We start from the raw sequence: 11,203 nt of genomic DNA on the forward strand, positions 1-11,203 counted from the left end.
GCTGTCGCGCGCCGACAGCAGCCGCCCTGCCATCCCACGCAGCCGCACGGGCAGGACAGGCCACGGTCGACCATGGACCGACGACCCGGGAGTCTGCGTCCGAGCCCGACGGGTCCCCGCTCACGGCGTCCAGGTGGCGAGGCGGCGACCGGTCCACGGTGGCACTCGACCCCTGCCTCCGTCAGCTCGATCCGTCCCTGGCCGTGGGGCTTGCGCCGGTGGCACAGGCTTGTCCAGGGCAGCTCAGGATCTGTGGACAGCGTCGTGAGCTGGACATTCGCCTCGTGCACGGCGTCCGGATCCACTACCCTCGTACACGTGTTCGAGTGTGCGGAGGTCTCCGCCGACGGGGGCGTGCGGCCCCTTGGCTGCTTCGCCGACGACGGCACACCGGTGTCCCGGGACGAGCTGTTCTCAGCCACCGACGAGCTGCCGTCCACCGACGAGTTCATGGCGGCCGCGTGCCCACCGGGCAGTCCCGAGCGAGCAGCCCTGCCCGACCGGTGGCTCGTCCGGCTGCTCCAGCTGGGGGAGCGCCGCGCCGCTGCGCTGGCCGCCGACCGCGCCGAGATGATCGGGCTGCTGGCCGCGCAGCGTCCCGGCGAGGGTGAGCCGGGCGTCCCCGAGGTCATGGACGTCAGCGAGTGGCTGCCGTGCGAGCTCGCTCTCGTGCACTCCTACGGCGAGCGCCGGGCAGGGCGGCTCATCAGAACGTCGCTGGCGCTGACGGGCCGCTTCCGGGCCACGTTCGCCGCGCTGCGCCGCGGCGAGATCGACGAGGCGCACGCCGACGCCGTCGTCGACCTGCTGGAGCCGCTGGAGGCGGACCTCGCCGCCCGTGTGGAGGCCGACGTCCTGCCGCGGGCGGGCGACCGGACGCACGCCCGACTGCGCGACTCCCTCCGCCGGCGGATCGACCGGCTCGACCCCACGGCGCGCGAGCGGCGCCACCAGCGTGCCCGTGCCGCCGCCGACGTCCGCTGGTGGGCGACGGAGGACGGCATGGGCCGGCTCATGGGGGACCTGCCGCTGCCCGAGGCCGCCGCGTGCGGCACGGCGATCGACGCCTGGGCGCGCCAGTTGCGCGACGCCGGCGATCGGCGGCCGATCGGGCAGTTGCGCGCGGAGGTACTCCGCGACCTCGTGCTGCGGCCCTGGGAGCGGCGCCCGGCGGTGGGCGTCTCGCTCGTGGTGCACACGCAGCTGTCCACGCTGGGTGGCGGGGACGAGCCGGCCGAGGTGGACGGGCACCCGGTCAGCGCGGCGCAGTGCCGCGCGCTGCTCGCCGAGGTCGACGCGCTGGGCCTGCAGCGCCCCGACGGCGGGACGCTCGAGTTCGCCGTCCACGACGCGGCCGGGGACCTGGTCGCCGTGGGCACGCGGCGGGCGGTCGAGCGGGGCGCCCGGGGCACGGGCCTGCGGCGTCCCCCCGACACGACGCACTACCGCCCGCGTTCAGGGCAGCGGCGGTTCACGGCGATCCGCGACCGCCGGTGCCGCCATCCGCACTGCACCCGCCGGCTGGGCCGCACCGACCTCGACCACTGTGTCCCCTGGCCGCGCGGCGCCACGAGCTGCGACAACCTCTGCTGCCTGTGCCGCCGGCACCACCGGCTCAAGACCCACGCCCGCGGCTGGCGCTTCCGGATGCTCCCCGGCGGCCGGCTCGAGGTGACCACGCCCTCGGGTGTCACCCGGGCCACCGATCCGCCCCGGGTGGTCGATGAGCCGCTCGTCCGGACCGGCGTGCACCTGCACGAGGTCGCCGGTACGGATCCGCCGGGTGCGGCCGACTGCTTCTTCTGACCGACGGCGCGAGCGGTGGACTCAGGCGGAGCCGTGGTGTGCGACCAGCTCGGCGCCGAGGCTCGCCAGCTCGGCGCGGACGGCCGGAGCGTCGAGCACCTCCACCGCGCCGCCGAAACCGGCCAGCTGCTCGGCGACCGACCGCGTCGTGTGCGCGGCGACCCGCAGCCGCACCCGCCCCTCGTCGTCCGGTCCGTCCTGCGCCGCGCAGTGCCGGCCGAAGCGGTCGCGCAGCACCGGCACCAGCCGCGCCGGTGCGCGCACCGTCGCCGTCACCAGCGACCGGGAGCGCTCCATCTCGCCGACCACCTCGTCCCACACCCCGGGCAGGTCGAGGTCGGCCGGCCGCTCGAAGCCCTCCCCGGTCACCTCGGGCGCGCCGATGCGGTCCAGGCGGAAGGTGCGCCGCCCGGCCGGCGTCCCGGCGACGAGGTACCAGGTGCCGTCCTTGTCCACGAGCCCCCACGGCTCCGCCCGCCGGCGTCCCGCCGCACCGCCGCGGCCCGCGTAGTCGAACTCCACCACCCGCCGGGCGACGACGGCGTCGAGCAGCAGCGCGAGGTCGGGCCGATCGCGCACCCGCTCACCCCAGCCCGCCGGGTCCACCACGACCGCAGCTGCCGCGGCTGCCGCGTCCGCGCGGAAGGTCCCCGGCAGCGCCCGCAGCAGCTTGCGCAGCGCGCCCCGGGCGTCCGGCCCGGCCGAGGACGCGGGCCCCAGCAGCAGGAACAGCGCCCGGGCCTCCGGTGCGGACAGCCCGGTCAGGTCGGTCCGCGCGCCACCGACGAGCTGCCACCCGCCGCCGCGGCCCGCCTGCGGGTACACGGGCACGCCCGCGCCCGACAGGGCCTCGAGGTCCCGCCGGGCCGTGGCCACTGAGACCCCCAGCTCGCCGGCGGCCTCGGCGGCGGTGACCCGGCCCCGGGTCTGCAGCAGCAGGAGGAGGGCCACCAGCCGGTCGGCGCGCATGCCGCCGAGGATGCCGTGGAAAGTGCTCAGGAGGTGAGCACTTCGACCGGCAGAGTCGACCTCGAGCGGACCGCAGCCGGCGGACCGCCCGACGGAGGGACCCTCCCGTGCTCCGAGGCCTGGCCACCGTGACCCTGCTCGCCGACGACGTGCCCGCGGCCGCCCGCTGGTACGCCGGCGTGCTCGACGTCGAGCCGTACTTCACCCGCCCCGTCGAGGGACCGCCCGCCTACGTCGAGTTCCGCATCGGCGACGACGAGGACGAGCTCGGCATCATCGACGCCCGCTACGCGACCTGGGCCGCGGGACAGTCGGCCGGCGTCGTCGTCCACTGGCACGTCGACGACCTGCCCGCCGCGGTGCAGCGGCTCGAGACCGCCGGCGCCACCGTCGTCTCGCCGCCCACCGTGCGCGGCGAGGGCTGGACCACCGCCGTCATCGCCGACCCCTTCGGCAACCTGTTGGGCCTGATCACCAGCCCGCACTGGGCCTCCGCCCACGGCGGCTGACCCGGCTCAGCTGCGCAGGTAGGAGCCCCCGTTGACGTCGACGATCGTCCCGGTGCTGAAGCGGGCCTGCGGCGAGGACAGCCACAGCACCGCGGAGGCGACCTCCTCCGGCCGCGCCACCCGGCCGAACGGCGACTGGGCCCGGACGGCGTCCCCGCCGGGCCCGTCGAGCACCTCGCGCGCCATCTCGGTCTGCACGAAGCCCGGCGCCACGCAGGTCACCGAGATCCCCAGCGGCGCCAGCGCGAGCGCCATCGACTGCGCGAAGGCGTTCATGCCGGCCTTCGAGGCGCCGTAGGCCGGGTTGTCCGGCTCGCCCCGGAACGCGCCGCGGCTCGACACGTTGACCACGGCACCGCCGCCGGCGGCCCGCAGGTGCGGCACGGCGCGGAAGGTCGCGTTGGCCGCGCCGACGAGGTTCACCGCGAGCGTCTGTGCCCAGACCTCCTGCCACTCCGCGTACGACGACGTCAGCGGCGGGGAGGCCACGAAGACCCCGGCGTTGTTGACCAGCACGTCCAGCCCGCCGAGCGCGTCCGCGGCGTCGTCGACCATCGCCCCCACCGACGCGGCGTCGGCCATGTCGGCCTGCACGAGCACGTGGCCGGACCCGGGCAGCCCGTCGAGGACGGCCTCGGCCCGCTCCCGCAAGCTGCCCCAGTGGACGGCCACCCGGTCGCCGCGCTCGGCGAAGGCGCGGGCGATCGCCCGGCCGATGCCGCGGGACCCACCGGTGACGAGGACGGCGCAGGAGGAGTCGGTCACGGGCGGGGAGTCAACCAGCCGGCGTCCACCGGCCGCGCCTCACCAGTGACCACGGTGCACCACCTCGTCCAGGCCCCGCCGCCCGCGGCGCAGCGACGGGGAGCGCCGGTCGCCGTCGCCCGGGTAGCCGACGGACACGACGCCGACCGGCCGGTGCGACGACGGGACGCCGAACGCGGTCCGGAACGCGTCCACCCGCTCGGCCGGGATGCCGAACAGGCAGGCGCCCAGCCCCTCGTCGACGGCGGTCAGCAGCACCATCAGGGCCGCCATCCCGGCGTCGACGTCCCAGTAGGGGACCGGCCAGCGGGCCTCGTCGCGGTCGGTCCAGCCCTTGTCCGGCTCGGCGTAGCGGTCGAGGTAGGCGTCCTTCGACGAGAGCGGGACGACGAGCAGCGGCGCGCGGCGCATCCGGGTCAGCCACGCGTCGGGCGCACCGCCTGCGGCGGTGACCGACCAGAACAGGTCCCGCTCGGCGGCCGACTCCAGGACGAGGAACGCCCAGCCCTGGGTGAACCCGGCCGACGGTGCCCGGATCGCGTGCGCGAGCAGGCGCTCGCGCACCTCCGGCGGCACCGGCCGGTCGGGGTCGTAGTCGCGCACCATGCGGCGCCTGCGGACGACGTCGGCGAACTCCACGGCTGCAGCCTGCCCGGGGTGCCCAGGGCTCCGCCCGGCCGGTCCCTAGGCTGGCCGGGTGCCGACCCTGCAGCTGCTCCCCGCCGTCGACGTCGCCGACGGCCGGGCCGTCCGTCTCGTGCAGGGGGAGGCCGGCAGCGAGACCTCCTACGGCGACCCGCTCGACGCCGCCCTCCAGTGGCAGCGCGACGGCGCCGAGTGGGTGCACCTGGTCGACCTCGACGCCGCCTTCGGCCGCGGCAGCAACCGCGAGCTGCTGGCCCGCGTGGTCGGCGAGCTCGACGTCGACGTGGAGCTCTCCGGCGGCATCCGCGACGACGAGTCGCTCGCCGCCGCGCTGGCCACCGGCTGCCGCCGCGTGAACCTGGGCACCGCCGCGCTGGAGTCACCCGAGTGGTGCGCCCGCGCCATCGCCGAGCACGGCGACCGCATCGCCGTCGGCCTCGACGTCCGCGGCACCCGGCTGGCCGCGCGCGGCTGGACCCGCGAGGGCGGGGAGCTCTACGAGACCCTCGTCCGTCTCGACGCCGAGGGCTGCGCCCGCTACGTGCTCACCGACATCACCAAGGACGGCACCCTGCGCGGCCCCAACCTCGACCTGCTCCGCGAGGTCTGCGCCGCCACCCCGCGCCCGGTGGTCGCCTCCGGCGGCGTCAGCTCCCTCGACGACATCCGTGCCCTGGCCGCCCTGACCGCGGTCGGCGTCGAGGGCGCCATCGTCGGCAAGGCCCTCTACGCCGGCGCCTTCACCCTGCCGGAGGCGCTGCAGGTGACCCGCGAGGCGTCGTCGTGACGGTGCGGCGGATCGGCTCCGGCGGGCCGTGGGAGGACTTCGTCGGCTACAGCCGCGTCGTCGTCGCCGGGGACCAGGCGTGGGTCAGCGGCTGCACCGCCACCGTCGACGGCGCCGTCGTGCACCCCGGTGACGTGGCCGCGCAGGCCCGCGTGGCCTTCGGCGTGCTGGTCGACGCGCTCGCCTCGGCCGGGTTCAGCCCCGCCGACGTCGTCCGCACCCGCATGTACGTCACCGACACCTCCCGCTGGGAGGAGGTGGGCCGCGTGCACGGCGAGGTCTTCGGCGCCGTCCGGCCGGCCACCGCGATGATCGGCGTGGCCTCCCTGCTGCACCCGGACATGCTCGTCGAGGTCGAGGCCGACGCGGTGAGGCCGGCATGAGCCTCGCCGTCCGCGTGATCCCGTGCCTCGACGTCGACGCCGGCCGGGTGGTCAAGGGCGTCAACTTCGTCGACCTGCGGGACGCCGGCGACCCCGTCGAGATGGCCCGCGTCTACGACGCCGAGGGCGCCGACGAGCTGACCTTCCTCGACATCACCGCCAGCTCCGGCGACCGCGAGACCACCTACGACGTCGTCCGGCGCACCGCGGAGAGCGTCTTCATCCCGCTCACCGTCGGCGGCGGCGTGCGCAGTCCCGACGACGTCGACCGGCTGCTGCGGGCCGGCGCGGACAAGGTCGCGGTCAACACCGCCGCCGTCGCCCGGCCGGAGCTGATCAGCCAGATCGCCGACCGCTTCGGCAACCAGGTGCTGGTGCTCTCCCTCGACGCCCGCCGGGTACGGAACGGCGCGGTCACCGACTCCGGCTTCGAGATCACCACCCACGGCGGGCGCCGCGGCACCGGCCGCGACGCCGTCGAGTGGGTGGTCCAGGCAGCGCAGCTCGGGGTCGGGGAGGTGCTGCTCAACTCCATGGACGCCGACGGCACCCGCGCCGGCTTCGACACCGAGCTCATCCGCGCGGTGCGCCGGGAGGTCAGCGTGCCGGTCATCGCCAGCGGCGGCGCCGGCGCGGTCGAGCACTTCCCGCCCGCGGTCGAGGCCGGCGCCGACGCGGTGCTCGCCGCCAGCGTCTTCCACTTCGGCACGCTGCGGATCGGCGAGGTCAAGGCTGCACTGGCGCAGGCAGGTGCGCCCGTCAGGGGGGAGCGGCACACGCCGCTGCGATGACACCGTGATCCTCCGGATCGCACCGCGGCCGGGTGCCGTCCCCCTGCTGAGCGGGGCGCCTCCGGCACGCCTGCGCGGACCCCTCCGGGGCCCACTCGGCGCGACACCGCTCAGCTGGCGGGCGCGCCGCCCCGGACGGCGACCCGGGCGACGTCGCGCCCGGTCGCCCACAGCAGGACCTCCAGCGGCTCGCCCTCGACGGTGGTGACGTCCGAGCCCGCGCGGATCCGCTTGCCCGGCCCCGGGACGTCGCTGCGCTGCAGCACCAGGCCGCCGGGGTACCGCGACGCCGCCGTGCGGGCGAACAGCTGCGCCGCGCTCCACAACCGGTCGGCGTCGGGCAGGGGGAGGGGGCGCGGTTCCCAGCCCGGCTGGGCGCGCCGCACGTCCTCGTGGTGGATGGCGAACTCCGGGCCGTCGACCAGCTGCGCCACCGGCCACCCGCCCGGCAGCCATCCCGGCGGGCCCTTCCGCACGCGGGACACCAGCTCCGGGTACGGCGTCGCCGTCCGCAGCCGGTCCTCGACCCGGTCCGAGTACGCGTGCAGCCGCGCGCCGACCGGTGTGCGCTCCAGCGCGTAGCCGGGCATCGCGTCGGGGCGGCGGTCGCGGGTCACCAGGTGGGCGGCCAGGTGCGCCGTCGTCCACCCCTCGCAGCACGTCGGCGCGTCCGGTCCGAGGTCGTCGAGCAGGTCCGCGAGGGCCGCGCGCTCGCGGGCGGCGAGCGGGCGGGAAGCATCGGTCACCGTGCCGGGTTACCGATCGTGACCAGCACCGAAACCGCAGGCTGCCTGTCGGGGGTGCCGGTCAGCCTGGCCAGCGACGTGGGGGGACCCCGCCGTCGTCGATCCCGAGGAGACCCGTGCCCCGCGCCCGAGACGCCGTCGTCCGGCGGGGCCTGCGCCACGTCCTGCTGTCCATCCGCGAGCAGCCGGGCATGTTCACCCTCGCCGTGGTCGCCAGCAGCCTCTACGCCGCCATGACCGTGCTGTCGGCCTTCGTCATCGGCGGCATCACCGACCGGGTGATCCTCCCGGCCTTCGCCGAGGGCGACACGACCGGCGGCGCGCTGACCCCCACCGTCGTGGTGCTCCTGGGCGTCGCGCTCCTGAAGATCCTCGGCATCCTCGGCCGCCGGCTGTTCGCCGGGATCATGGCCTACCGGCTGCAGGCCGACTACCGCCGCCGGGTCACCTCGCAGTACCTGCGGCTGCCGCTTGCCTGGCACCAGCGCCACCCGACCGGGCAGCTGCTCTCCAACGCCAACTCCGACGTCGAGGCCGCCTGGTACTTCGTCTCGCCGCTGCCCTTCGCCTGCGGCACGCTCGTGATGATCGCCATCACCGTCGTCGCGCTGGTCCTCACCGACCCGCTGGTCGCGCTGGTCGGGCTGGTCGTCTTCCCGCTGGTCTTCGTCCTCAACGCCGTCTACTCGCAGGTGATGAGCCCGCGCATGCAGCGGGCCCAGCAGCTGCGGGCCGAGGTCAGCGAGATCGCCCACGAGAGCTTCGACGCGGGCCTGGTGGTCAAGACGCTCGGCCGCGAGGACGTCGAGAGCGCCCGGTTCACCGAGCGCGCGGAGGAACTGCGCGACGGGCTGGTCGCCGTCGGGCGGGTGCGCGGGCTGTTCGACCCGATGATGGAGGCCCTGCCGAACCTCGGGACCCTCGCCGTGCTGCTGGTCGGGGCCGGCCGGGTCGCCTCCGGGGACACCGACGCTGGCGACCTGGTCAGCATCGCTTACCTGTTCACCCTGCTCGCGCTGCCCATCCGCGCCATCGGCTGGGTGCTCGCCGACCTCCCGCGCGCGCTGGCCGGCTTCGACCGGGTCACCCCCGTCCTCGACGCCACCGGCGAGACCCCGCACGGCCCGGAGACCGCGGCCGCCGGCACCGGCGGCGCCCGGCTCGGACTGCGCGCGGTCGACCACGTCTTCGACGGCGCCTCGCAGCCGGTGCTGTCCGGGGTCACCTTCGACGTCGCGGCCGGCAGCACGGTCGCCGTCGTCGGGCCGACCGGCTCGGGCAAGTCGACGCTGGCCGGGCTGCTCGTCCGGCTCGTCGACCCCGCCGCCGGTGAGGTCCTGCTCGACGGCGTCGACGTGCGCCGGCTGCGCGAGGGCGAGGTGAGCGGCCAGGCCGCGTTCGTCCCGCAGGGTACCTTCCTCTTCGACGACACCGTGCGCGGCAACGTCACCCTCGGCGGCGAGTTCACCGACGAGGAGGTCCGCGAGGCGCTGCGGGTCGCCGCCGCCGACGACTTCGTCGACCGGCTGCCCGAGGGCCTGGACACCCGCGTCGGCGAGCGCGGCGCCACGCTCTCCGGCGGCCAGCGGCAGCGGCTCGCGCTGGCCCGCGCGGTGATCCGCCGTCCCCGGCTGCTGGTCCTCGACGACGCCACCAGCGCCGTGGACCCCTCCGTCGAGGCGCGCATCCTCGACGCGCTGCGCTCGGCCGACCGGCCCTCGACCGTGGTCGTCGTCGCCTACCGGCAGGCCACCATCGCCCTGGCCGACGAGGTGGTCTGGCTGGAGAACGGCCGGGTCACCGCCCGCGGCACCCACGACGAGCTGCTGGCCACCGTGCCCGGCTACGCCGCGCTGGTCCGCGCCTACTCGCAGGCGGAGGTGGCGGCATGAGCGGGCAGCAGCGGGAGGGCGCGCTCGCGACGCTGCGCCGCGGGCTGCGCACCATGCCCGAGTTCCGCCGCGGGCTGCCGGCCACCTTCGCCCTCGCGCTGGTCGCCACGGCCGGGCGGGTGGTCGTGCCGATCGCCGTCCAGCAGGTCATCGACCGCGGCCTGCTCGCCCCCGGCGGCCCCGACCTCGGCCTGGTCCGCACGCTCGTGCTGGTCTGCGCCGTCGTCGTCCTGGTCACCGGCGTCGCCGTCTACCGGATGAACGTCCGGCTGTTCCGCACCACCGAGACCGCGCTGGCCGGGCTGCGCTCGCGGGCGTTCCGGCACGTGCACGACCTGTCGGTCCTGCACCAGCAGGGGGAGCGCCGCGGCTCGCTGGTCTCCCGCGTCACCAGCGACGTCGACCAGCTGTCGACCTTCATGCAGTGGGGCGGCGTCCTCGGCGTGATCAGCCTCGGCCAGCTGGTCGTGGCCACCGTGGTCATGGCGGTCTACTCCTGGCAGCTGACCCTGCTGGTGCTCGTCTGCTTCATCCCGCTGGCGATCGCCGTCCGCTGGTTCGCCAAGCGGCTGGCGATCGCCTACGGCGTGGTCCGCGAGCGGGTCGGCGACGTGCTGGCCGCGGTCTCGGAGTCCGTCGTCGGCGCCCCCACGGTGCGCGCTTACGGCATCCGCGAGCGGACCGCGGCCCGCCTCGACTCCGCCATCGGCCGGCACTACCGCGCCCAGGTCGACGCGCAGAAGGTCACCGCCGCGGTGTTCGTCAGTGGCGAGTTCGTGGCCGCGGTCGCCAACGCCGCCGTCGTCGTGGTCGGCGTCTGGCTCGGCCTGGCCGGGCAGGTCACCGCCGGCACGCTGGTCGCCTTCCTCTTCCTCGTCACGCTGTTCGTCGCGCCGGTGCAGACCGCCAGCGAGGTGCTCAACGAGGGCCAGAACGCCATCGCCGGGTTCCGCCGGGTGCTCGACGTCCTCGACACCGAGCCCGACGTCCGCGACCCCGCCGCCACCGGCTCGGCGCTCGAGCTGCCCGAGGGGCCGCTCGGCGTCCGGCTCGAGCACGTCACCTTTCGCTACGCGCCGGGCGCGCGGCCGGCCCTCGACGGCGTCGACCTGACGCTGGCCCCCCAGCGCCGCTACGCCGTCGTGGGGGAGACCGGCTCGGGCAAGACGACGTTCGCCAAGCTGGTCACCCGGCTCATGGACCCCACCGAGGGGCGCGTGCTGCTCGGGTCGGCGGGATCCGGCTGGGTGCCGCTGGCCGACGTCGCGTTCTCCTCGCTGCGGAGGCGGGTGGGAATGGTGCCGCAGGACGGCTTCCTGTTCGACGCGACCGTCGCCGACAACGTCCGCTACGGCCGGCCCGGGCTGACCGACGCGCAGGTGACCGCGGCCCTCGACGAGCTCGGCCTGGGTGACTGGCTGGCCGGCCTGCCCGACGGCGTCGCGACGGCGGTCGGCCAGCGCGGCGAGTCGCTGTCGGCGGGGGAGCGGCAGCTGGTCGCCATCGCCCGCGCGTACGTGGCCGCGCCCGACCTGCTCGTGCTCGACGAGGCCACCAGCGCCGTCGACCCGGCCACCGAGCGGCGGCTGACCCTTGCGCTGGACCGCCTCACCGAGGGGCGCACCACGCTGACCATCGCCCACCGGCTGTCCACCGCGGAGCGGGCCGACGAGGTCCTCGTCGTCGACGAGGGCCGGGTCGTCCAGCGCGGGACGCACGCCGACCTGGTCGACGCCGTGGGCCCCTACGCGCGCCTGCACACCTCCTGGCGACGCTCCTCGGCCGGCGTCCCCGAGCGCGTCGGCTGACCCGTGGGAGCGGCGGGGCCCGGACCGGCCCCGCCGTCCTAGTACTGCAACGGCACTTGAGCGTGTCGCTGTCGTGATCGGCTGAGGGCTGGTAGCAGCGTG

At 76.0% G+C, this 11,203-nt stretch carries 11 protein-coding genes; 7 read left to right on the plus strand and 4 right to left on the minus strand.

Annotated elements, in window-relative coordinates:
- Window positions 1–318: 318 nt before the first annotated feature.
- Window positions 319–1,806 carry an HNH endonuclease signature motif containing protein gene (locus BM414_RS14970; RefSeq protein ID WP_139245858.1) on the plus strand — a complete coding sequence of 496 codons (1,488 nt, stop codon included), beginning with the start codon at window positions 319–321 and terminating at the stop codon, window positions 1,804–1,806.
- 21 nt (window positions 1,807–1,827) lie between these two features.
- On the opposite strand, the gene BM414_RS14975 is transcribed toward BM414_RS14970, so the two are convergent.
- Window positions 1,828–2,775 carry a helix-turn-helix transcriptional regulator gene (locus BM414_RS14975; RefSeq protein ID WP_093580371.1) on the minus strand — a complete coding sequence of 316 codons (948 nt, stop codon included), beginning with the start codon at window positions 2,773–2,775 and terminating at the stop codon, window positions 1,828–1,830.
- A 107-nt stretch (window positions 2,776–2,882) separates the two neighbouring features.
- Here BM414_RS14975 and BM414_RS14980 point away from each other — a divergent pair, with 107 nt between their 5' ends.
- Window positions 2,883–3,284: a VOC family protein gene (locus BM414_RS14980; protein WP_093580373.1), complete on the plus strand. Its 402-nt coding sequence runs from the start codon at window positions 2,883–2,885 to the stop codon at window positions 3,282–3,284.
- Window positions 3,285–3,290: 6 nt separating this feature from the next.
- Here the strand turns inward: BM414_RS14980 and BM414_RS14985 are convergent, their stop codons facing one another.
- Window positions 3,291–4,049, minus strand: coding sequence for an SDR family NAD(P)-dependent oxidoreductase (locus tag BM414_RS14985; protein ID WP_093580375.1), 759 nt, complete (start codon window positions 4,047–4,049; stop codon window positions 3,291–3,293).
- Between the two features lie 39 nt (window positions 4,050–4,088).
- The gene (locus BM414_RS14990; RefSeq protein WP_093580377.1) at window positions 4,089–4,688 is read right to left on the minus strand and encodes a nitroreductase family protein; all 600 of its coding nucleotides are present in this window, start codon (window positions 4,686–4,688) and stop codon (window positions 4,089–4,091) included.
- Between the two features lie 58 nt (window positions 4,689–4,746).
- Here BM414_RS14990 and priA point away from each other — a divergent pair, with 58 nt between their 5' ends.
- Genes priA through hisF form a run of 3 tightly spaced genes read left to right on the plus strand, consistent with a single transcriptional unit; the run spans window position 4,747 to window position 6,655 of the window.
- Complete coding sequence (priA, locus tag BM414_RS14995; protein ID WP_093580379.1) at window positions 4,747–5,481, plus strand: bifunctional 1-(5-phosphoribosyl)-5-((5-phosphoribosylamino)methylideneamino)imidazole-4-carboxamide isomerase/phosphoribosylanthranilate isomerase PriA; 735 nt, start codon at window positions 4,747–4,749, stop codon at window positions 5,479–5,481.
- The gene (locus BM414_RS15000) at window positions 5,478–5,864 is read left to right on the plus strand and encodes a RidA family protein (protein WP_093580381.1); all 387 of its coding nucleotides are present in this window, start codon (window positions 5,478–5,480) and stop codon (window positions 5,862–5,864) included. The genes priA and BM414_RS15000 overlap by 4 nt, the downstream gene beginning before the upstream one ends.
- Complete coding sequence (hisF, locus tag BM414_RS15005; protein ID WP_093580383.1) at window positions 5,861–6,655, plus strand: imidazole glycerol phosphate synthase subunit HisF; 795 nt, start codon at window positions 5,861–5,863, stop codon at window positions 6,653–6,655. The genes BM414_RS15000 and hisF overlap by 4 nt, the downstream gene beginning before the upstream one ends.
- A 110-nt stretch (window positions 6,656–6,765) precedes the next feature.
- On the opposite strand, the gene BM414_RS15010 is transcribed toward hisF, so the two are convergent.
- Window positions 6,766–7,401: a TIGR03085 family metal-binding protein gene (locus BM414_RS15010; protein WP_093580385.1), complete on the minus strand. Its 636-nt coding sequence runs from the start codon at window positions 7,399–7,401 to the stop codon at window positions 6,766–6,768.
- Between the two features lie 116 nt (window positions 7,402–7,517).
- On the opposite strand from BM414_RS15010, the gene BM414_RS15015 reads away from it, so the two are divergent.
- Together BM414_RS15015 and BM414_RS15020 are read left to right on the plus strand one after the other, a co-directional pair.
- Window positions 7,518–9,293: an ABC transporter ATP-binding protein gene (locus BM414_RS15015; protein ID WP_093580387.1), complete on the plus strand. Its 1,776-nt coding sequence runs from the start codon at window positions 7,518–7,520 to the stop codon at window positions 9,291–9,293.
- Entirely contained in the window at window positions 9,290–11,101 is a 1,812-nt protein-coding gene (locus BM414_RS15020) for an ABC transporter ATP-binding protein (protein ID WP_093580389.1), read from the plus strand. The genes BM414_RS15015 and BM414_RS15020 overlap by 4 nt, the downstream gene beginning before the upstream one ends.
- The last annotated feature ends 102 nt before the right edge of the window (window positions 11,102–11,203 follow it).

It is taken from the genome of Geodermatophilus amargosae, from assembly GCF_900116515.1.
GTDB lineage: Bacteria > Actinomycetota > Actinomycetes > Mycobacteriales > Geodermatophilaceae > Geodermatophilus > Geodermatophilus amargosae.